General features: G+C 53.6%; 17 protein-coding genes and 2 pseudogenes. 9 read left to right on the forward strand and 10 right to left on the reverse strand.

Annotated features, from left to right (window positions below; translation table 11 throughout):
- Nucleotides 1–228 precede the first annotated feature (228 nt).
- From HWW83_RS12565 to HWW83_RS12585, 5 genes are all read left to right on the forward strand, one after another.
- The gene (locus HWW83_RS12565) at nucleotides 229–2,409 is read left to right on the forward strand and encodes a carbon starvation CstA family protein (RefSeq protein WP_072626654.1); all 2,181 of its coding nucleotides are present in this window, start codon (nucleotides 229–231) and stop codon (nucleotides 2,407–2,409) included.
- A 218-nt stretch (nucleotides 2,410–2,627) separates the two neighbouring features.
- Nucleotides 2,628–2,831 (forward strand): YbdD/YjiX family protein, encoded by a 204-nt coding sequence (locus HWW83_RS12570; protein WP_004953088.1) that lies wholly within the window; start codon nucleotides 2,628–2,630, stop codon nucleotides 2,829–2,831.
- 21 nt (nucleotides 2,832–2,852) lie between these two features.
- Nucleotides 2,853–3,815 (forward strand): GTPase, encoded by a 963-nt coding sequence (gene yjiA, locus HWW83_RS12575; RefSeq protein WP_089195416.1) that lies wholly within the window; start codon nucleotides 2,853–2,855, stop codon nucleotides 3,813–3,815.
- Nucleotides 3,816–3,924: 109 nt separating this feature from the next.
- Nucleotides 3,925–4,188, forward strand: a complete 264-nt coding sequence (locus HWW83_RS12580; protein ID WP_047025142.1) for a hypothetical protein — start codon at nucleotides 3,925–3,927, stop codon at nucleotides 4,186–4,188.
- Nucleotides 4,185–4,916, forward strand: coding sequence for a Fic/DOC family protein (locus HWW83_RS12585; protein WP_103101788.1), 732 nt, complete (start codon nucleotides 4,185–4,187; stop codon nucleotides 4,914–4,916). Before HWW83_RS12580 ends, HWW83_RS12585 begins: the two co-directional genes overlap by 4 nt.
- 15 nt (nucleotides 4,917–4,931) lie before the next feature.
- Here the strand turns inward: HWW83_RS12585 and HWW83_RS12590 are convergent, their stop codons facing one another.
- The gene (locus HWW83_RS12590; protein ID WP_122004269.1) at nucleotides 4,932–5,954 is read right to left on the reverse strand and encodes a LacI family DNA-binding transcriptional regulator; all 1,023 of its coding nucleotides are present in this window, start codon (nucleotides 5,952–5,954) and stop codon (nucleotides 4,932–4,934) included.
- A 284-nt stretch (nucleotides 5,955–6,238) separates the two neighbouring features.
- Between HWW83_RS12590 and ascF the strand changes: the two genes are divergently transcribed.
- Both ascF and HWW83_RS12600 read left to right on the forward strand, forming a co-directional pair.
- Nucleotides 6,239–7,681, forward strand: a complete 1,443-nt coding sequence (ascF, locus tag HWW83_RS12595) for a PTS cellobiose/arbutin/salicin transporter subunit IIBC (protein WP_160203939.1) — start codon at nucleotides 6,239–6,241, stop codon at nucleotides 7,679–7,681.
- Between the two features lie 16 nt (nucleotides 7,682–7,697).
- Nucleotides 7,698–9,128 carry a 6-phospho-beta-glucosidase gene (locus tag HWW83_RS12600; RefSeq protein ID WP_176589336.1) on the forward strand — a complete coding sequence of 477 codons (1,431 nt, stop codon included), beginning with the start codon at nucleotides 7,698–7,700 and terminating at the stop codon, nucleotides 9,126–9,128.
- A gap of 15 nt (nucleotides 9,129–9,143) precedes the next feature.
- Here the strand turns inward: HWW83_RS12600 and HWW83_RS12605 are convergent, their stop codons facing one another.
- Genes HWW83_RS12605 through HWW83_RS12615 form a run of 3 tightly spaced genes read right to left on the reverse strand, consistent with a single transcriptional unit; the run spans nucleotide 9,144 to nucleotide 10,546 of the window.
- Nucleotides 9,144–9,563 carry a putative T6SS immunity periplasmic lipoprotein gene (locus HWW83_RS12605; RefSeq protein ID WP_170852943.1) on the reverse strand — a complete coding sequence of 140 codons (420 nt, stop codon included), beginning with the start codon at nucleotides 9,561–9,563 and terminating at the stop codon, nucleotides 9,144–9,146.
- A 12-nt stretch (nucleotides 9,564–9,575) separates the two neighbouring features.
- Nucleotides 9,576–10,001: a putative T6SS immunity periplasmic lipoprotein gene (locus HWW83_RS12610; protein ID WP_169539868.1), complete on the reverse strand. Its 426-nt coding sequence runs from the start codon at nucleotides 9,999–10,001 to the stop codon at nucleotides 9,576–9,578.
- A gap of 11 nt (nucleotides 10,002–10,012) precedes the next feature.
- Complete coding sequence (locus tag HWW83_RS12615) at nucleotides 10,013–10,546, reverse strand: type IV secretion protein Rhs (protein ID WP_170852945.1); 534 nt, start codon at nucleotides 10,544–10,546, stop codon at nucleotides 10,013–10,015.
- 537 nt (nucleotides 10,547–11,083) lie between these two features.
- On the opposite strand from HWW83_RS12615, the gene HWW83_RS25720 reads away from it, so the two are divergent.
- The gene (locus HWW83_RS25720; RefSeq protein ID WP_096242760.1) at nucleotides 11,084–11,401 is read left to right on the forward strand and encodes a hypothetical protein; all 318 of its coding nucleotides are present in this window, start codon (nucleotides 11,084–11,086) and stop codon (nucleotides 11,399–11,401) included.
- Nucleotides 11,402–11,626: 225 nt separating this feature from the next.
- On the forward strand, nucleotides 11,627–12,751 hold the full coding sequence (locus HWW83_RS12625) for an HNH endonuclease (RefSeq protein ID WP_332108106.1): 1,125 nt from the start codon (nucleotides 11,627–11,629) through the stop codon (nucleotides 12,749–12,751).
- A 150-nt stretch (nucleotides 12,752–12,901) separates the two neighbouring features.
- On the opposite strand, the pseudogene HWW83_RS12630 reads toward HWW83_RS12625, so the two are convergent.
- From HWW83_RS12630 to HWW83_RS12655, 6 genes and pseudogenes are all read right to left on the reverse strand, one after another.
- Nucleotides 12,902–13,018: pseudogene (locus HWW83_RS12630) on the reverse strand (transposase); the annotation flags it as partial.
- Between the two features lie 98 nt (nucleotides 13,019–13,116).
- Nucleotides 13,117–16,365 (reverse strand): type I Zorya anti-phage system protein ZorD, encoded by a 3,249-nt coding sequence (gene zorD / locus HWW83_RS12635; protein ID WP_176589338.1) that lies wholly within the window; start codon nucleotides 16,363–16,365, stop codon nucleotides 13,117–13,119.
- Nucleotides 16,365–18,044 (reverse strand): type I Zorya anti-phage system protein ZorC, encoded by a 1,680-nt coding sequence (gene zorC / locus HWW83_RS12640; protein ID WP_176589339.1) that lies wholly within the window; start codon nucleotides 18,042–18,044, stop codon nucleotides 16,365–16,367. Before zorC ends, zorD begins: the two co-directional genes overlap by 1 nt.
- The gene (gene zorB1 / locus HWW83_RS12645) at nucleotides 18,041–18,781 is read right to left on the reverse strand and encodes a type I Zorya anti-phage system protein ZorB1 (RefSeq protein WP_164052191.1); all 741 of its coding nucleotides are present in this window, start codon (nucleotides 18,779–18,781) and stop codon (nucleotides 18,041–18,043) included. Before zorB1 ends, zorC begins: the two co-directional genes overlap by 4 nt.
- A gap of 13 nt (nucleotides 18,782–18,794) precedes the next feature.
- The gene (zorA1, locus tag HWW83_RS12650) at nucleotides 18,795–20,984 is read right to left on the reverse strand and encodes a type I Zorya anti-phage system protein ZorA1 (protein ID WP_176589340.1); all 2,190 of its coding nucleotides are present in this window, start codon (nucleotides 20,982–20,984) and stop codon (nucleotides 18,795–18,797) included.
- A gap of 366 nt (nucleotides 20,985–21,350) precedes the next feature.
- A pseudogene (locus HWW83_RS12655) lies at nucleotides 21,351–22,179 on the reverse strand (IS3 family transposase); the annotation flags it as partial.
- Between the last annotated feature and the right edge of the window lie 115 nt (nucleotides 22,180–22,294).

Consider the following 22,294-nt stretch of genomic DNA (forward strand, 5'->3'; position numbering starts at 1 on the left):
TGTTGGTTATGCAACAAACCGCTCACCCCGCCAATCCAACCGTTCACCCGGCGGATCTGACCGCTGACCGAAATACGCCTGTCTTCCCCCCTAACCCCCGGCGATGATGAGCTGTTCCTAAACCCGCCTTACCTCGGGAAAGACGCTACGGCTCACCGCGCCACTCTGACATCTCTTACAAGCGGATGAGTTCATTCATATTTTGCAGACTGGAATTAAGGATACCTCATGAAACGAGAGGGGATTTTAAAGCACATTCCGTGGATGCTGCTGGGGATACTCGGCGCAGCCTGCCTCGGCGTGGTGGCGCTGCGCCGCGGCGAACACATCAGCGCGCTGTGGATCGTCGTCGCTTCGGTGGCGGTGTATCTGGTGGCCTACCGCTACTACAGCCTGTACATCGCCACCAGGGTGATGAAGCTGGACGCCGGCCGTGCCACCCCGGCGGTGGTCAACAACGACGGCCTCAACTACGTGCCGACCAACAAGAACGTGCTGTTCGGCCACCACTTCGCCGCCATCGCCGGCGCCGGGCCGCTGGTGGGGCCGGTGCTGGCCGCGCAGGTCGGCTACCTGCCCGGCACGCTGTGGCTGCTGGGCGGCGTAGTGCTGGCGGGGGCGGTGCAGGACTTTATGGTGCTGTTCATCTCCTCGCGCCGCAACGGCGCCTCGCTCGGTGAGATCATCAAAAAAGAGATGGGGCCGATACCGGGCACCATCGCGCTGTTCGGCTGCTTCCTGATCATGATCATCATCCTGGCGGTGCTGGCGCTGATCGTGGTGAAAGCGCTGGCGGAAAGCCCGTGGGGCGTGTTCACCGTCTGCTCCACCGTGCCGATCGCGCTGTTTATGGGCATCTACATGCGCTACCTGCGCCCCGGCCGCGTGGGTGAAGTGTCAATCATCGGCATCGTGCTGCTGGTGGCCGCCATCTGGTTCGGCGGCGTGGTGGCGCACGACCCGTACTGGGGCCCGGCGCTGACCTTTAAAGACACCACCATCACCTTCACGCTGATCGGCTACGCGTTCGTCTCCGCTCTGCTGCCGGTGTGGCTGATCCTGGCGCCGCGCGACTACCTGGCCACCTTCCTGAAAATCGGCGTGATCGTCGGGCTGGCGATCGGCATCGTGATCCTCAACCCTGAGCTGAAAATGCCGGCGGTGACCCAGTTCGTCGACGGCACCGGCCCGGTGTGGAAAGGCACGCTGTTCCCGTTCCTGTTCATCACCATCGCCTGCGGCGCGGTCTCCGGCTTCCACGCGCTGATCGCCTCCGGCACCACGCCGAAGCTGCTGGCCAATGAGACCGACGCGCGCTTTATCGGCTACGGCGCGATGCTGATGGAGTCCTTCGTCGCCATCATGGCGCTGGTGGCGGCTTCCATCATCGAGCCGGGCCTGTACTTCGCCATGAACACCCCGCCGGCGGCGCTGGGCATCACCATGCCGGACCTGCACCGCCTGGGCACTGAAGACGCGCCGATGATCATGGCTTCGCTGAAGGACGTGACCGTGCACGCGGCGGCGGCGGTCAGCTCCTGGGGCTTCGTCATCAGCCCGGAACAGATCCTGCAGACCGCCACCGACATCGGCGAACCTTCGGTGCTGAACCGCGCCGGCGGCGCGCCAACGCTGGCGGTGGGCATCGCCCACGTGTTCCACCAGATCATTCCGGGCGCCAACATGGGCTTCTGGTATCACTTCGGCATTCTGTTCGAGGCGCTGTTCATCCTGACCGCGCTGGACGCCGGCACCCGCTCCGGCCGCTTTATGCTGCAGGATCTGCTGGGCAACTTCGTGCCATTCCTGAAGAAAACCGACTCGCTGGTGGCCGGCATCATCGGCACCGCCGGCTGCGTCGGGCTGTGGGGCTACCTGCTGTATCAGGGCGTGGTGGATCCGCTCGGCGGCGTGAAGAGCCTGTGGCCGCTGTTCGGCATCTCCAACCAGATGCTGGCCGCCGTGGCGCTGGTGCTGGGCACCGTGGTGCTGATTAAGATGAAGCGCGCGCAATACATCTGGGTGACCGTGCTGCCGGCGGTGTGGCTGCTGATCTGCACCACCTATGCGCTGGGCCTGAAGCTGTTCAGCGATAACCCGCAGTTGGAAGGCTTCTTCTTCCTGGCCGGCGAATACAAACGCAAGATCGCCGAGGGCGGCGCCGAGCTGAGCGCCCAGCAGATCGCCAACATGAACCACATCGTGGTGAACAACTACACCAACGCCGGGCTGAGCATTCTGTTCCTGCTGGTGGTGTACAGCATCATCTTCTACGGGGTGAAAACCGCGATGGCGGCGCACAAGAACCCGAAACGCACCGATCAGGAAACGCCTTACGTGCCGGTGCCGCAGGCGGCGCCCACCGACGGCGTAACTGAGGGGGAGGTCAAAGTTTCGACCCAGCATTGATGTGATTTAACGGATACCCTGCATAATAAACGTTAAGTAGTACCCAAAGCCGCACGGCCTGCGTATCGCAAGATGCCAGGCGTGCGGCGCGATGCAATCGAGATACCCGGGGCGACCCGGAGGTGGGGCATCCCTGCGGGAACCCCATCCCCCGGCTTCCCCTAATATCAGGCTTAAGCAAGCGCTGTAGTGATGCAGGGTAAAGTTGGAGAAGGTTTATGTTCGGAAATCTCGGCCAGGCGGGGAAGTACCTCGGGCAGGCGGCGCGCATGTTGGTGGGCGTGCCTGACTACGATACCTACGTCCAGCACATGAAAGACAACCACCCGGACAAGCCGGTGATGACCTATAAAGAATTTTTCCGCGAGCGCCAGCAAGCGCGCTACGGCGGCGACGGCAAAGGCGGCATGCGCTGCTGTTAACCCGCAGTCACAAGGACCCGTATGAAACCCATTGCAGTCACCATCCTGACCGGCTTTTTGGGCGCCGGCAAAACCACCCTGCTGCGCCACATCCTGAACGCCGAACACGGCTATAAAATCGCGGTCATCGAGAACGAGTTCGGCGAAGTGCCGATCGATGACGCACTGATCGGCGATCGCGCCAGCCGCATTACCACCCTGAGCAACGGTTGCATCTGCTGCAGCAAGTCCAACGAACTGGCGGACGCGCTGCTGGATCTGCTGGACGGCGTCGACAGCGGCCAGCTGGCGTTCGACCGGCTGATCATCGAATGCACTGGCATGGCCGATCCCGGCCCGATTACCCAGACCTTTTTCTCGCACGAAATCCTGTGCGAGCGCTTCCTGCTGGACGGCATCATCACCCTGGTGGACGCGGCGCACGCCGAGCAGCAGCTGAGCCAGTTCAGCATCGCCCAGGCGCAGGTGGGCTACGCCGACCGCATCCTGCTGACCAAAACCGACGTGGCGCCGGACTGCGAGGCGCTGATCCAGCGGCTGCAGCGGATGAACGCCCGCGCGCCGGTCTACAAGGTCACGCACGGCGATATCGATCTAAGCGTGCTGTTCGACATCGAAGGCTTCACGCTGAACGACAAGCTGAACCTGACGCCAGCCACCCCGCTGTTCCGCCGTATCCCGCAGCCACAGAGCGACATCCGCTCAATTGTCGTGACGCTGGAGCGCCCGCTGCCGCTGATGCAAATCTCCGACGTGATGGAAGGCCTGCTGCTGGAATACGCCGACAACCTGCTGCGCTACAAAGGCATTCTGTCTATCGAAGACGAGCCGCGCCGCCTGCTGTTCCAGGGCGTGCAGCGGTTGTATAACGCCGACTGGGATCGGGAATGGCTGCCTGAGGAAGAGCGCAAGAGCACGCTGGTGTTTATCGGTGTGGATTTGCCGGAGGAGGAGATTCGGGAGCAGATTGGGGGGTTGGGGTAAGGGCGAAAAAACGCGCCCATGGGGCACGCTGACGCATCGCAACGCGCTGCGCTTTGGCGACATCGCCGTATTGGCATGCTAAAATATGACCAATAATGGAGGATGCCCCATGACCCAAAGAGCCATCGTTAGCGTTGCCAACTATGTTCATCAACTGGCTAAAGACCATGAAATTACACATTCCCGCGACGGCATGAGCCGTATGGCGGTGGCCATTACCGGCCTGGCTGACGACGCTGTCGAATTGGATGAGGTGGAACAATTACTGGTTAACCTTAAACGAAAAGGTATCCTGACCAAATCTGAAATTCTCAGCCTTCAGGGGCGTTATTTCCGCGAACAGAGGGCCGTTCGTAAGAAATTCAAAGCATGATGTTTGATCCTTTCGGCGATTTTGATGCCAACGGCTATTTGCAAAATAGCCTGAAGCTTAAAGATCCCGATGAAATAAAAAAGGCAGAACATCTTTCATTCGAATTAAGCATCGAAGACGCCCTCAGCTACCTCGCCCAAACGCAGCGCATAGACTACCCGTCTATTCTGAAAGTTCACGAAATCCTGTTCTCTGGTTTCTATCCTTGGGCGGGAAAGGACAGAAACACGCTGGTCCCCCATCTTGCCGTCTTCAAAGGCTCAAAGAACGAACCGCGCCATACGGTCTTCGAACGTCCTGATTCTATCCGCAGAGCCGTTGATTATGCGCTGCGGCTTGCAGCAGACGAACAACGCTTCAGGGAACGGCCAGGGGAAGTCATGGGATTATTGGCTTTCGCACATCCCTTTCTGGACGGCAACGGCCGCACAATTTTGTTAGTCTTCATGGAGCTCAGCTTCCGTGCCGGGTTCAGCATTAACTGGGCGGAAACGAATAAGCATGACTACCTCCAGGCTATGACTGACGAGATAAACGCCCCCGCTCAGAGACATCTCGACCAATATCTGCAACCTTTTGTCATCGACATAGCCAGCCGCGATGATTGGCCAAACATCATCGGTGGAATAAAAGGACTGGATGGTTTAGATAAAGAAAATATCTCCTACGGCAGCATGGACGATCCTGAAGTACAGAAAATTTATATGACTTACCGTGGCGAACAATAAGCCAACCCTACCGTTTTACCCCTTTTGAAAATACGGCCCCGCCGCTACCGACTCGCGCTCGATCAGGCTGGCCGGGAAGCTGGGGCGCTTGCTGAGCTCGCCGCCGTCCAGCATCGACAGCAGGCGGTTGATGGTCTCCTGGATCATCTCGGTGACCGGCATCTTCATGCTCGACAGCGACGGCACGGTATAGGGCGCCAGCGGGATGTCGTCGAAGCCGACGACCGATACCGCCTCCGGCACCGCCACGCCGCGCTCCGCCAGCCGCTTCATCGCGCCGATGGCCATTTCGTCGTTGCCGGCGACGATGGCGCTGAACGGCTGCCCGCCGGCCAGCAGCGCATCGACCGCCGCCACGCCGCTTTGCGCGTTCCATTTTCCTTCGACGATCAACGCCTCGTTAACCGCAATGCCCTGCTGCGCCAGCGCGGACTTGTAGCCGGAAAGCCGCTCCAGCCCGGTGGGGGAATCGAGCGAACCGGTGATAAAGGCGATGTCGCGATGGCCGCGCGCGATCAGGTGCGCCACCGCCGCCGCGCCGGCAGCGTGCTGATCGCTGAAGATGCAGTAGCTGTCGTTCAGCCGCAGCCGCCGGTTGATCACCAGAATCGGCTGGCGGTGTTGGGAGACGATCTCGTCCATTTCCGCGATCGACAGAAAACGCGGATAGATGATCACCCCGTCGCAGCGCAGATCCAGCAAAAACTGAATGGCGGCCCGCTCCTCTTCGGCGGTGTGCTTGCCGTCCGCCAGGATCAGCTGGCGGCCGTTCGCCTCCATGATGCGCGCCGACTGCGCCATCAGTTCGCTGAAATAGTTGCCGCTGTAGAGGGTGTTGGTAACCACCAGGCCGAGGGTTTGGGTGGTGTTGGTCGCCAGGCTGCGCGCCAGCAGGTTGGGCCGATAGCCGGTTTCCGCGATGGCTTTATCCACCAACGCGCGTTTCTCCTCGCTGACATAGCCGCTGCCGGACAAAACGCGCGACACCGTCGCCTTTGAAACGCCGGCCTTTTTCGCCACCTCGAGTATCGTTGCCATCTGTGCGCCGCCAAAATCCATGGGTTCAGCGCAGTCTACCCAAGACGCCCGGCGTTTGGAACGCTTTCGCGCCCCTGCGCGTCGGTGCGCACTTATCCCTGACGATCCAGATCACGAAAACGAAACGCCAAAAATCATAGTTCTTGCCAACTACAAAACACAAATACATGATTTTGTGAAACCGGTTTCTTATGGGCGTTTCATACGGATGGAACGACGGATCGCCCAGGCAGTAAATATTCGCCTTTGGGCTATCCGAATTGCTATCTGAGAGACGACACGCCATGCCGAAGAACTACGCAGAGATCTCGCACGCCATCGTGGCCGCCCTAGGCGGCACGGGCAATATCGAGGCCGTGACCCACTGCATGACCCGCCTGAGATTCGTGGTGAAAGACAAAGCGCAGATCGACACGCCGGCGCTGAAGGCCATCGACGGCGTGCTGGGCGTGGTGCACAGCGGCGAGCAGTGCCAGGTGATCATCGGCAACGAGGTGGCCAAAGCCTATCAGGCGGTGCTGGCGCTCGGCATGCCGGGCGCGGCGGCCCCCGCCGCCCCGGTGAAGCGCAAGCTCACCCTGAAGGGCATCGGCGCCGGCATTCTCGACGCGCTGGTGGGCACCATGTCGCCCCTGATCCCCGCCATCATCGGCGGCTCGATGGTGAAGCTGCTGGCGATGATCCTGGATATGGCCGGGGTATTTGAGAAAGGCTCCTCGACCCTCGTCATCCTCAATGTGATCGGCGACGGCGCGTTCTTCTTCCTGCCGGTGATGGTCGCCGCCTCGGCAGCGCTGAAGTTCAAAACCAACATGTCGCTGGCGATCGCCATCGCCGGAGTGCTGGTGCATCCCAACTTTATCGATCTGATGGCCAAGGCGGCGCAGGGCCAGGCGGTGGAATTCGCCTTCATCCCGGTGACGGCGGTGAAATACACCTACACGGTGATCCCGGCGCTGGTGATGACCTGGATCCTGTCGCACATCGAACGCGGGGTGGATCGTATCACCCCGGCGGTGACCAAAAACTTCCTCAAGCCGATGCTGATCGTGCTGATCGCCGCGCCGATCGCCATTCTGCTTATCGGGCCGCTCGGCATCTGGATCGGTAGCGGCATTTCGGCGCTGGTCTACACCGTGCACGGCTACCTGGGCTGGCTTTCCGTGGCCATCATGGGGGCGATTTGGCCGCTGCTGGTGATCACCGGTATGCACCGGGTGTTCACCCCGACCATCATCCAGACCATCGCCGAGACCGGCAAAGAGGGCATGGTGATGCCTTCGGAGATCGGCGCCAACCTGTCGCTGGGCGGCGCTTCGCTGGCGGTGGCGCTGAAAACCAAGAACCGCGAGCTGCGCCAGACCGCGCTGGCCGCCGCCGCTTCCGCCATCGTGGCGGGGATTTCCGAACCGGCGCTGTACGGTGTGGCGGTGCGCCTGAAGCGGCCGCTGATCGCCAGTCTGATCAGCGGCTTCGTCTGCGGCGCGGTCGCCGGCATCGGCGGGTTGGCCAGCCATTCGATGGCCTCGCCCGGGCTGTTCACCAGCGTGCAGTTCTTCGATCCGGCCAACCCGATGAGCATCGTGTGGGTGGTGGCGGTGATGGCGCTCTCGGTGGTGCTGTCGTTCGCGCTCACGCTGATGCTGGGCTTCGAGGATCTGCCGGAAAACGCCGCCGCGCCCGGCCAAACCGCACCGGCGGCGAACGCCGCCAGCGCAACGCATTGAGACACCAGAGGATTGCATGTCCAATTCAACATTCCCTAAAGGATTTTTATGGGGCGGCGCTTTAGCCGCCAACCAGGCGGAAGGTGGCTATCGCGAGGGCGGCAAAGGGCTGACCACCGTCGATATGATCCCGCACGGCGCCAACCGCATGGCGGTCAAACTCGGGCTGGAGAAGCGCTTTAACCTGCGCGACGACGAGTTTTACCCTAGCCACGACGCCATCGATTTCTACCACCGCTACCGCGACGACATCGCGCTGATGGCGGAGATGGGCTTTACCGTGTTCCGCACCTCCATCGCCTGGAGCCGGATTTACCCCAACGGCGACGAGCTGACGCCCAACCCCGAGGGCATCGCCTTCTACCGCAGCCTGTTCGAAGAGTGCCGCCAATACGGCATCGAGCCGCTGGTGACCCTGTGCCATTTCGACGTGCCGATGCACCTGGTGACCGAATACGGCTCCTGGCGCAGCCGCAAGATGGTGGAATTTTTCACCCGCTACGCCCGCACCTGCTTCGAAGCCTTCGACGGGCTGGTGAAATACTGGCTGACCTTCAACGAGATCAACATCCTGCTGCACAGCCCGTTCTCCGGCGCCGGGCTGGTGTTTGAAGCGGACGAAAACCCCGAACAGGTGAAATACCAGGCCGCGCACCACGAACTGGTGGCCAGCGCGCTGGCGACGCGCATCGCCCACGAAGTGAACCCCGCCAACCAGGTGGGCTGCATGCTGGCCGGCGGCAACTTCTACCCGTGGTCCAGCAAGCCGGAAGACGTGTGGGCCGCGCTGGAGAAAGACCGCGAGAACCTGTTCTTTATCGACGTGCAGGCGCGCGGCGCTTACCCCTCCTACGCCGCCCGCGTCTTCCGCGAGAAAGGCGTGAGCATCGCAATGGCACCGGAAGACGCCGACATCCTGAAGCACACCGTCGACTTCGTCTCCTTTAGCTACTACGCCTCGCGCTGCGCCTCCGCCGACATGAACGACAACAACAGCAGCGCCGCCAACGTGGTGAAATCGCTGGCGAACCCGCACCTGCCTCGCAGCGACTGGGGCTGGGGCATCGATCCACTAGGGCTGCGCATCACCATGAACATGATGTACGACCGCTACCAAAAGCCGCTGTTCCTGGTGGAAAACGGCCTGGGCGCGCACGACGAGTTCAATGCAGCAGGCGAGATTGAGGACGACTACCGCATCAGCTACCTGCGCGAACACATCCGCGCCATGGCCGACGCCATCGCCGACGGCGTGCCGGTGCTGGGTTACACTACCTGGGGCTGCATCGACCTGGTGGCCGCCTCGACCGGCGAAATGAGCAAGCGCTACGGCTTTGTCTACGTCGACCGCGACGACCAGGGCAACGGCACCCTCGCTCGCACCCGCAAGAAATCGTTCTGGTGGTATAAGAAAGTGATCGCCAGCAATGGGGGGGATTTGGGGTAGGTTGGGGCGGTGGGGTTAGCGTGGGGTGCGGAGGGCTTCCAACCTAAGTTGATCGCCTTCCTGCTGCATAACGAATTCGGCGACAAATTCACGTGCAGAGGGGAACTCACCTGCCTGTTCTTTCTTCTGGGAGACCAGCTTCACGGAGAAATGGTATTGCTGCCCCGGCGTAAATACGTAGCCCTCATCAGGGACGCACTGATTGGGAGCGACATCCCGCAGCGGATCGAAGAATTTGAACGTGCGGCTCTGCGCCTCATCCAATCGGTAGATCGAGATGCCCGCAAGCTTTTCATCTCCCTGCGGCTGAACGGTGATGCATACTTTGCCCTCACGCAGGCCGGCGGTAGCGGGATAGTCTACGGGGATACGCTCGCCTATCGACGGACAGCCGGCGAGCAGGAAGGGGAATGCGAGGGGGAAGATCCGTTTCATTTTGTCTCTGCGTTATCTGCTGCCCTGTGTGATATTTTCAATTTCGTAAACACCATTGAGCTTTGTCACTTTGAAGTGAGCAATAAAGGCCCTGCCGGAAACATCCTGCAGGTTTCTGCGCTTCTCAATCGGCACAAAATTTAGCCTCATGCTGTAGGTATGATTTTCCTGAAACGGGTAATCGTTCTGCATAACGCAAATACCCTTTTTAAGATCCTGATTCCCCGCCTCAATCAATTTCTCATCAGCATCACCACTGAGAAAGAGCGTATCTGGCCTTTCGTTTTCCTTTGGTGACGGATAGATGCAGATGTCGCCATTCGCTTTAGCATGGGCGGTGATAGGGATATCCGGCGCATAGCGCTGATCGAGACGATCGCCTACACAGGCGCTTAGCAAGGTCACACCAACAACGGCACAGAACAATCTCGCCTTCATAATCAATCCTCTTACTTGTAAGGAAAACCGACTAACACTTTCTCATATTTTTCTTTTACTTTTCTCACATCGGCATAGTCATTACCGCTATAAGTCACTTCCTTGCCGAAGCGATTTCTCCAAACAGCATAACCTGAAGAGGTCAACAAATGATAATCAGCAACGATCTGAGCCTGTTGCTCCATAGCGTAGTTCTTTAGATGTTTGGATCCATCCAGTTCATAACTGTAATTTGCCAACCAACTGTAGAGGCCTCGAGTCTTAACCCACATACCACGCTGGTATTGCCAAACATGAACCATTTCATGGATGAAAAGATGTTTATGACTATACCCTTCCTTTGAGAAATCGGGCACGTACCAGTCTCTAAAATACAGCTCACCATTGGGTGACATCGCAGTGTTTCGATTTTGTAAGCCAAAGGGGAAGTAGCTATCGTGATGAACCCAGACTTTCCCATAAATAATTGAACCACCAAATACCGACTTCGCAAGGCCGATCTCCCCGGAGGTTAATAGCCTTAAAGCCCCCTCTTTCTTTTCCATCGTAGTGCATCCCTGTCATTATTTTAAAAAACTCACTACCGCGAGTATTAACAAAGAGGTTGATAATAGCACCCTAGGTACACAGGATAAACATTCAACCATTCTTTTTACATTCATTCACTTCAACGTATTTCGTGACAACAAAATTCACAGATTTAATAATTCATTTAGCAAATGAATTATCCTAACTGATTAGCCTGAATTAAAATTTAATAACTGCGATCTGCATTCCAACCTCATGAGTAAACAGCCTGTAATTCCATACAGCTTATTTTTTCCTTTTACTGATAACGTTATAGTTTTTCTGCTGCGGCAAAATCCGCAGCCGGAGTTAGCGTTCCGAATCCCCCAACCCTGATCGAATATGGTATAAATTCGAACATGCCGATGCGCACCCAAACAATGGTGGCTCGGGCGGTGCTTCCTCCGGGAAGGCCGGTATCCGTTGGGGCCGGTACGCTAACGCCGTTCGAGCTACCACCCGAGTTTAGCGTCTCTTCTGGTAGCGGTATTTCTCTCCCAATGGAAATAGCCGATATGGAAAACACAAACTTACCCAACGCTTCTGAAACCATCCCCAACACCCTCACTCTCTATCGCCAACTGTTCAACCACCTCGATCTCAGCGCTTTTAACCCTTCAGAACTTTTAGACCTGGCCGCACTTTCTGCCGAGCAAGCAGAAGGGCTGTGCCACGGGCTGATGCTGTTCGGCCATTTACTGCAAGAGACCCCGCAGTTGGATACCGAAGGCTGGGAACAGCTGAACCGCTATCTCAACGCTACAGCGCATCTGGTTCCTGCGCTTTGTAATCTTTATGGGCGGGCGTTGCGGGAGATGGAAGCCTGCGGCTAACGTAAGCGACAATCAGGGCGATGCTCATCGCCCCTTCCTACTCACGCTTTTCCAATAGATCTGACTGACATATCACAACAAAAGCATTCATCAAGGTAGGCATTTCCTCCCCTACCTGGCATAGTTAACTCATTCGGTAAATCGATGAGTTAACTGCTGGGTATTGATGCATACTGCTCTCGTCAGCAAGCACATTGCTCAGAGGCTACTCGGCAATGTGAGGGAGTGGTTTTGGCAACTGCAATAGAGGCGTTATCTTCAAAAGAATCCGTTTTAAAAGCCATCGAAGAATATAAAAAACTTGGCCGAGATGAATTCTTAAAACAACATAAAATTAAGCGATTTAAAAAATTCACCCTTCATTATAATGGCGAAAAGTACGACATCCGAGGCATTGCCGCTAGAGCATACAGTGAGCAGAATGGTTATCCGTTTAAGGGAATCAACGCCGATAGCGGAACGGAAAAAGCCATCCAATTTCTCAAAGGCCTCGGTTTTGAGATCGTCGAAACGCCACATCCTTTTGACTATTTAACCGAAGGCAAACTGTACACACGCAAAGCGCTTATCGAGCTCTACGGCGGGCAGTTGCAAGGCGGTATCTGGACCCCGCGGGAATTCCCGGTGATCTTTATCTTCACCGGAGAAAGCGGCGAAACCTACGGCTATAAAGATGGATGGACAGCCGAAGGCAGCTTCTCTTATACGGGAGAAGGCCAAAAAGGCGATATGGAATTTATTCGAGGTAATAAATCCATCCGTGACCATAAAAAAGACGGCAAAGACATCTTCCTGTTTGAAGACAACAAAAAAGAAAAAGGCGTCCGCTATCTTGGCATGTTCGAGTGCGATTCTTGGGATCATATTCAGTGCTTAGATTTCGAAAATAACCTGCGGCAAGGCATTACCTTTAACCTTTTCAAAGTCTCGTCACTGCATGCGGTTGAAGAAGATGCAGAAACCGATGAAGCTGATACGCAGACAGAGACGCTCGAACAGTTGCGCAAGAAGGCACTGCAGTCCTCACAGCAATCGGGCCAGCGCCAACAGAGCGACAGCAAAAAATCCTGGTTCAAACGCAGCGAAGACGTAAAAAAATACGTGCTCAAGCGCGCCAATGGCATCTGCGAAGCCTGCGAGCAGCCGGCACCGTTCAAGAAAAAGAACGGCGAGCCCTACCTCGAACCCCATCACACTAAACGCCTAGCCGACGAAGGCCCCGATCATCCGCAGTGGGTGGGCGCCATCTGCCCAACTTGCCATCGGCGGATTCATAGCGGGGTGGATGGGAAGGACATTAATAAGATTTTAATGAAAAAAATAGAGCTGAAAGAAGCCGGTTTCATATAGATTCACTGTATAGAAAAAAACTCTCCTATTTCGCTTACATGGGTATCGGAGGGTTATTTATCATTGGGAAACCCCACTTTTCGTCTGAAATTTACTTTTCAAGTAATAGAGATTGGACATATCCCTCCTGGGACAGCCAGAGATAAAAATGAGGCTATATGCAGAAACGACCAAAAGGTCAGATATTTCGGCAACGGAATAACCACGTTCCGTTATTTGACGGACGGTATCTTCCTTAAATTCAGGTGTAAATTGTGGTGTGCCCATACGCTCTTCCTATGCTCAAAATATAATACAGAATCGTCTACCGGCATAAGAGCAGTCCACTTTCAGCTCCGTTTATTCACTTACAAAACCAGGTAAAGCTATACCCCTTTCAAAACGACCTCAAAATCGGCACCACTCAAATCAGGCGTAGCGCAGAGCATATCCCTGGCTAATGCACGTCGACGCTGTAAAAGGTCATCCAGAGTTTCTTCAAATGTGGTTATTTCAGTATCCCTTACCGTCGGGTAATAAACATACACATCTTTAGTTTGCCCAATTCGGTACGCCCGGTCCGTTGCCTGATCTTCTTTGGCTGGGTTCCAGCAGCGAGTGAAATGAATGACATGATTGGCTTTCTGTACGTTAACCCCAAAACCAACAGCGACCGTGGAGAGAATAATCACGCCAAAGCCGAGTTGGGCCTGGAAATCATCAATCAATCGCTGACGGCTGTTCTGGTTCTGACTTTTGGTGCTGGTATCACCATTGATAATAACAGGACGAAAACCAAACTTTTGATGGATCGCATGTTGAAGTTCGCGCTGTAAATCTCGAAGCTCGGTAAAAATAATAACCTTGTCTTCAGTGGTGTTTTTTATTTCTGAGAGTATTTTCAGCAACCAGCTAAGCTTGGGCGAGTTATCACGAAAACGTTGCTCTGGATTGACTACTGCAGGATGCGCGCAAATGAGTTTCAGCCGGTGTAACAAACCTAACATACCGGTTCCGGCCTGCTGCATCCCTTCGCTCAGTGCTTGCTGCTGTTGCCAGTTTGCAACAGACGAAAGGTAGAGCTGTTTTTGCGCACCAGACAACATCAATTGCTTGCAGCTTTCCACTTCAATTTTCTGTGGTAAATCACGCGCAACCTCTTCTTTAGTTCGGCGCAACGTCTGCGGCTCGATCAACGCGCGTAAATTCTCAAGTCTTCCTGTATCCCGGCCCGCTTCGTTTTCGATAGGACGAACATAGTGTTTACCAAATTCATTTAGTGCCCCTAACAATCCTGGTTGGGCAAAATCAAATAGGCTCCACAGATCGACAAGTGTGTTTTCGACTGGCGTGCCTGTACATGCCACTTTAAACCTAGCTTGTACCGCATTGGCGGCATGGGTAATTAATGCAGCAGGGTTCTTTATTTTTTGTGCTTCGTCGCACACCATGATAGACCACGGCTGGCGCGCCAACGAGAACTCCTGATCGCGAAGCGTTTCGTAGGTTGTCAGAATGATTTTCGACTCACCCTGCCAGCCGGGTTTGAGCAGATTTTTGATCCCCTGAGACTGCAGATGAGCAGGAATAGCCTGTTTCGGATATTTCATCGCCTTAATGGTGTCACCATACAATTTCAACACCGAAATCCCAGCAGGGTAGAAGAAATTGTCCAGTTCACGTTCCCAGTTATCTAAAAGAGATACGGGGGCAACAATGAGACTTGGTGGTTCATCAGGGAATTTTTCAATGAACCATACCAGGAAGCTCAGAATTTGCAGCGTTTTTCCCAGCCCCATATCATCTGCAAGCAGGCAACCTGCGGTTTCCTCAGGAGAACGAAGGAAGAGTTGCTGGAGCCAGGCTATACCTTCACGTTGGTGGTCTTTAAGTCGGATGTGCTCTTTCAGACTCAGGGGAATTTCAGGTTTGGCATGACGCGCACTAAGGAGTGAATCACGGCGCTGTTTGATGTAGGCAGCTTCTTCAATATTCTGCTCAATTTTGAGTACAGCTCGGACCGCTTTATCACCAACGTTGTCTTGAGCATCATTTTCAGTGTTATGTTGTTTTTCCCAGTTTTTACTGAAGGTTTTGGCTGTATCCAGCGGTAATTGGCTATCATTCCACGGTACGGCAATATGCATTTCACCAGCTGCATCTGCCTGAGCAATTCTCTCCTGCAATTCGTTTAAATGGTTAAAATTTTCGGGCTGCCAACCACCCAGTACTTCGCCTGAAAATGCTGAGAATGAGAAATCGATGTCATCTGGAAGCCAGTTTTCACTCTGCGCTTTGGTCAGCCAGGGTGAGGAGATTTTTTCAAACTCACCAATGCCAATCACCCGATCGCCATACTTAGCAATATCCAGCACATCGCTAAATTCTTTTCCTTCAATTTCTTGCTGCCAGCGAGTGAGTAGTGTCTGGCAATCGAGCCACTGTTGTTCAGTGAACTGACTTAATTCCAGCTCGTAGCCTTGCCATGAACCGGCAGGCATCTGTGCAGCAACGCTAATACCGAGTTGCTGTATGAATTTTTCCAGCTCCCAGGGCGCTGAGAACACAAAAGTGATTTCTGGCTGGGGAACAGGTGAAACGGGCTCAAGTATCAGCATAACTTCCGCGATCTTATTCTCAGCACTCAATTGCGGTATCAACCTGAAATGATGAAAGAAAATCCTGGCATCAAACAATGCCTGTTCGTGTTCCTCAGGGGCAATAACACTGGCGGCCTCTTCACCCAAAAATGTATAAGGATTGCGAACAAAGGAAAGCGCTTCACTTCCGGCCACTCGACGACCTGGGATCGAGTGTATTGAATTTAATACCTCTTTTACTTCGGGAGGGATGATGACATGGCTGAGTTCGCCATTCTCGCCGGGGATGCGGTAGCTATCGTGAACCTGCGAGTTCTTGTCAAAACTGCCCAGCCAGTTAGGTGGCTGGTCCTCGAAATGGGGTTCAATTTCGATAACTTCAGTATCGGCAACCGTTGCTTTACGCAGACGTAATGACAGTGAAGTTGGTTTGACGACATGCGTTTTTTCTAAATAATCATCAAATTTTGCGGCAGCTTGTTTCGCACATTTGCGGATTGCGGCCCATCCCAATTGATTAGTGGTTTCGCCAGGGGTCTGATTTTGCTGTGCATTGAGTTGCTCTGTTGCCTGTAAGAGTGCCCAGTTTTCCCGCGATAACAGGTATTGCTGATTTTCATGGGTTAAAATGGCACCGGTACGACTAAAACGGATCGGCTTGCGGGCGGGAAGCGAAGCCCATTCAGCAATCCAGACGCGAAAATCACAGTCACTTAATGCGCCACGTGAACTCAGGCTTGCGCGTAAAGGCATTACCTCAGGTACACCGATAAGAGGCAGGCTGCTGGCATGTTCCTCATCCCCCAGTAGGCGATACAGCGAGTCCCAACTCAACAACCACCGGTCTGTGAGTGATATCAGATAGTCTTCTTCTGCCAATTGCTCAAGCCAGGATGCCAGCGCCCAAAGCTCGGGATCATTCACCAAAGATTGAGGAAAACTGAGCCCGTTTTCCTCAACCTGGTACTGATTCTTGAGGTGGCGTTCTATCTGCTGACGGTTTCCCGTCAGTTTACTTAACAGACGTTTCAGCATTATTTGATCCAGTAACGATGTGGTTCTTTAGTCACAGGCGCAAAGCCTAATCGTAACAACTCTCTTTCTATGGTGTCATCAGGTATGCTGAGCTGAACGGACAGCACGCCGCCTTTTTGTCGATTATCGCTGACGACACATGAGCTACCATCAACCAAGTGCTGTATAGCCGTATCACGCAACGGATTGATGATTTTGATGGCAGACAGAGAAACAGGGGAGGACGCATTTTTATCGACAAACTTAACGGATTCCTCCGCCATCCACCGAATGCCTAACTTGCGTAACTCATCATCGTATTTCAGCATCCAACCCGTGATACGGACCTTGTTATAGCCCTCAGCTCGTGGCGTATGAGGCATGCGAATCGCACAGCGTACCTGATCTTTTAGATGGTTGATGTCCAGGGTACGAGATTCAGGGTTAAATGGCGCGTGTCCTATCCTGTAGGCATACATTGCATTGCCTGTTCCGGAAAACTCGACGAACAGATAATCATTGATCTGCATAATCATTGCGTTATCGAGGCTGCGTCCGCCTCGTAAATAGCTCAACCGCCCTTTATTCTCTTCGCGGAATTTCACAAAATCGCTACCACAATCTTGCCAGGCATCCGGCCCCATGACGATACGAGTAAATCCCATCTGATTGGCAAAACGCAGCCAGTAGTGCAATCGAGCCTGATCAACATCACCATTACCGCGCAGCAGTTCAAAGAAATGCATCAGGTCTTGTTTAGCCAGCCAGCCTCGCACCATGGCTGCTACGGGTTCAGAAACGTACTGGTGCCATTTATTCTGCTGGCTTTTCAGTTGCGGGTTATCCCAGTATTCCAGCGCGGCCTGTTTCAGAGCTGAATGAGACTGATCGCGATAAATAGAATGGTAATAACGAGTCAGGATCGCACTCATGATGTCATCACGGAAACGTACCCACTGCGCAGCCAGACCTAACAACCAGCTAATTTTGTCCAGAAACTGGGGATCGTCAAGTGTGTCTAGCTGAGCTAAAAGCACCGTGAAAATACGTTTCCACAACCAACTGCTATCAGGGATTTGTGCGATTTTTTCTAATGACGAAAATGAATTGATCTCACCCGCAAGTAACTGTCTGGAGATCAGGTCCCCCGCCTGTGGGGTAAAGATATCATTATAAAAATCAATGGTTTTAATCCACGACTTTTCTCTTCGTATAGCCGCTTTCACCACCAGGTAACCCTGAGCGATATGCCCACGCAGCACGCACCAGTGTGGGTTTGTCTCAGGTGATGGGTTCTGGTAGGCAAAATAGCTTGAACAAAGTGCGGCCCAGTCTCGACGTTTCAGGGTTTTAGTTTCAAGACGTTTTTTGATGGCATTGTTTACTTCAGGGAAAAAAGCATCATCCTCAAGCAGTATTGGCTGATCAGGATATGACGGATCATTATCGGCGAGACCATAAAACACCATCCGCCACTCTCGTTCCGAAAGTTCTTGTGCAAGACGAAGGCGACGCATAGCCGCCAGCCGCATTTCTTGTGGCGGTAAAGGGATTTTTTCTGCCTTATCAAACCGCTTTTCCATTTCGATAGCAGCGGAGGCCAGCGCGTGGAAATCATTATGCAGATAATGGCCATCCCGTTGGCTGGAAGAGAGTCTCGCTGCAATGCGTTGAGAAAGAGAATTGAGTGCGGGTGTCATTGCGGCATCACCAACTGGCAAACTTCTTTATTGACGACGGGGGGAAAATCCACCTCACCGGTCCCATCACGTTTATCTTTAAGTCCGAAGAACTGCATACGTAATTCGACACGGCGGCTAGCTTCCTTGCTTTCCTTGGCATTATTGAAGGAGACGCCACCCGCGAGGAAAAGTTTACGGATTTGGAGCTGCTGTTCTGCAGATATATTTTTTTGCAGAGGGCTGCGGCTATCGAGCAGACTACACATTACCCACTCAGATCGTTGCAGGGAAAGATGTAGGTTGTATAAGTACGAACCGTCGGTATCGGTAAACCCTTCAATGACAATTTGCTTAAACCACTTCTTGCCTTCTTCACTGTTGGACGCTTCCAGCACAAGAGGAACAACATCCTGCAACGCTGTTTGCCCTTCAGCGTTCAGGAAAAATTGGTTGTGATTGAAACGCCCGGCTTCGCCAAAGCTGATACGGTTATCGTGGCAATCTACCACGATGGTTTTATTCACGTTGCGGGCATGCAGTTCCAGGCGCTCACACAGTCTGGATATATCCTGTCCCCTTGTTTTTTCACCTTGTTCCGCACGTTGAATACGTTGTGTAACGGAACTCAGCGAAGCAACCATAACGACCAGAAATAACACCATCATGGCAGTCATCAAATCGGCATAGGAGATCCAGAAGGGTTTCTCTGCTTCATCGCTGCGGCGTTTTTTAACGCCAAATGCATTTCCAAACATCAGCCGTCACCCCTTAGGCACGAACGCGTGACAGGACATCATCAAGCTCGCTGACGCTTTCTCCGATCTGTTCGACAGAACCCGCGAGTAGAGTAGAGGCCTTCGCCATTTCGACGTCCAGTTTGCCCAGCGTTTTATCCAGACTGCGTGAAACTCCTTCAGAGAAGTCTTCAAACCCTTTCCCGAGCACGTTACTGACATTTTCCATAAAGGCCTGTGCTTCCCGGTTATAGCTCTGCAGACGCTCACCGTGCTGCTTAAGATCGGCGATAAATTGATTGCGTGTGGTTTGTTCAGACTGCGTATTGGCGGCGAGCAGCTCCAGCATGGCAATGGATTTGCTAACAGCTTCCCGATTGTTACGATAATCAGCCACAACGGAAGTGAGTTCGCTGGTGGCAAGGGAGAGTGATGAACCTGCTGATTGCGCTTTATTCAGCACGTCAGCGGTAAGGTGGTTTGCTTCCGACACCCGATCACCTGCATGCTCAAAGCGTTCGGCAGCCAGACGCATTTTTTCCGCGCCGTTTTGCATATCCTGAATCTGTCGGTTAGTTTGTTCTGCGAGCAAGCGGAGTGTTTCAGTCGTCCCCTGATGTTGGCTGGCAACAGTGTCGATCAGCTGTTTAATCTGATCGTCTACCTCACTCATTACACGCTGTGTTTGTTCGTGAAGGGACTGCTGATTCGCTTGCTGATTCGCTGAAATCTGTTGTTGGCCCTTGTCAATCTGCCCAAACAGGCTACCCAATTGCTCACCGAGCGCTTCGACAGAGGTTGCCATTTTTTCCATCGTGGCACTTTGGCCCTGCTGTACTGAATTCTGAATGGCTTCAATAAAGGCGGACATGTGTTCTGCCTGTGCTTTTTCCCGCGCCTCACTGTCGGCAAACATTTTCTCAAGCTGGCGGGCCATGCGTTCGCCAGCACCTTCGCCTTCAGCACCCATTTTGGCAACTGAGGCCTGAAGGCTAGTAAGCATGTCATTCATGCCAGCCTGCATAGCTTGCTGGCCAGACTTCATCTCTGACAACAGTTGCTCAATGAGCTGGGCGCTGCCCTGACGGGAATCATCGCTCACCTGACGCATGTCCTGTAGCAACGTGGCAAAACCGGTTTGCATTGTCTGAATCGAGCCAACGGTTTGCCCCATCATGTCGTTAAGATTTGTAAACTGCTGACCAAAGGTGGTATCGAGTTTCGCCATAAATGCCGTCAGCACATCCTGGAGCATGTTCTGCACCATGCCGCTTTGATCGCCACTCGCGGTTTGCACTGCGCCGGCAATTTTATCCAGAGGTGACTTCAGGCTATTTTCAATCGCGCCACTGACTTGCTCGGCAAACTGTTGCCCTGATTCTCGATAGGTCGTGCTAAGCGTGGTTGCCAACCGCTCGTTCTCCACTTTCTGGCGTTCGGCCAGATTCAGCAACATATCACGTAAATCGGTAACCAAACTCTCTTTCAGATGGCGAGCCTGGGTCGCGCTTTCATTACTGGATTTTACCAGTGAGGCAAGGTACTCCTCGCCCACGCCGCTGACGTAAAGTGCGTCGAGGGCAGCTGTGAATTTTTCCAGATATTTGTAGCACTTAGCGATGGATAATTTTTCAAGCCAGGTGACCAGAATGGAGGCGAAAATAGCAAATGCAGATCCCAGGAAGGCGTACAACACATCGCGCAGCAGATTATTGACGCTGCTGGAAACCTGCTCTGGTGTGCTGGGGTCGAAGTGGTTGAGACCAATCATCAGACCATAGAAGGTACCGATAATCCCTACCCCCGTCAGAATGCCGGGCAGATGTTTGAAAAATTCGGTGTTCAGAGGAATATCGACCAGCTGTTGCTCCGAGAAGAAGCTGGCGCTTGGTGCAGTAGCCCGAATACGGACGATTTTCTCTTCCCCATCTTCCAGCTCATATTGTGAGTGCAATGATTCTTCGAATTCATTCCAGGCGTGCTTTATCTCAGGCTGTACAAACAAATTTTGCAGATGCTGAAGTTGATCATCTGGCTCATTATTTTCGATGCTATTAATCGACTGAGTATACTTTTTCAGGTTGTTAATAATTTTAACTGATCTAAAAAGATAAAAGAAAATAAAACAGAGGAATGCAAAACTGACGAGGCCGATAACGGTTGCCGGCACCATATAAGGTTGCACCGAGGTGAGCGCCAATAAGACAGAATTAAGCCAGGACATAGTTTTACCTGTTATATATTCAAAAAACACACGACAGAACAACCATTGATAACATTTTGATTGCTTTTGATCAAAAATTACTCACAGCTATTCACTTTCAATACCCATCAAATTTTTTGTTTCGATGCAACGTAGCAGAGTAGCAGACTTAGCTGCTCAAACGTTGAGCTTCACAGGAAGGTGAACAGGCTGATGTTGCAGACGAAACGGTGCTTTAGTTTCCTATTTTTCACCGATCAAAAGCAAACTTCTTTATACCACGTGATCCTGATCTCTTCCCAAGATCAGTGCCAGGCTAAATCAGAGAACCGGGCCTTTTTGCAGGCTTCGGATAAATTCTGCCGGAGTCTGGTTATTTACGAGGAATTTCGAGATAAATCCGCTGCCATTGTTCGTCTGTACCGCTGTGGTAAACGATGCTGTGTCTGCCTGATACGTTCCATCACGGTGACCATATCGTCACCGCGAAGTCCCTGGCCTACCTCGATCGCCACGCATTCACGACTAAAATTATCGACTACAGTCAGGACACGGATCCGGCGTCCGTTGAACAGATTATCAGCAACGAAATCCATGCTCCAGCACTGATCCACAGCGGTCACGCCCGGGCGGATACGCCTGTGCCTGGCGGTCACGTGCCGCCGCGGGCGTTTTGACCGCAGATTCAGCCCGTCCAGACAGTAAATCCGATGAGTTTTCTTGTGGTTAACCAGCCAGCCCTCGCGCCGCAGCAGGATATGGATCCGCTGCACACCATAACGAATGCGGGTTTCTGCAATCTCCCGTATCCGCTGCGTGAGGGACCTATCATCGCGGCAGCTGCGGTAGTTATAGACCGTTCGGCTCTGCATCATCAGCCGGCATCCCCTGCGAACCCCGATGCAGTACGCAGCCAGCAGATAGTCGACCACCTCGCGTTTCTGCACCGGCCTCAGAACTTTTTCGGATGACGCCCTACAGTATTTCCTTGTCCAAACTGAGATCGGCGACCAGCCGTTTCAGGCGGTGATTCTCTTCCTCCAGCTGGAGCAGCCGACACGGTTCCGTCACGCCCGTGCCGCCAAACTTCTTCTCCAATTGTAAAAATTAGCCTCAGAAATCCCCATCTTTCTGCAGACTTCCTCCACCCGCGTGCCTATTTCTGCCTGCTTCAGGGAAGAGCTATCTGTTCTTCGGTATAACGCCTCTTTTTCATGCCGGATGACCTCATTTGCTCAGGGAAAGAAAGGCCGGAAACTCCACTTTACGTCGGTACTGAACAAAGGGAAGAGATCACAAGGCAGGAACGATTCCCAAAGCACCAGAAATTT

The sequence above is a fragment of the Serratia ureilytica genome (assembly GCF_013375155.1).
GTDB lineage: Bacteria > Pseudomonadota > Gammaproteobacteria > Enterobacterales > Enterobacteriaceae > Serratia > Serratia ureilytica.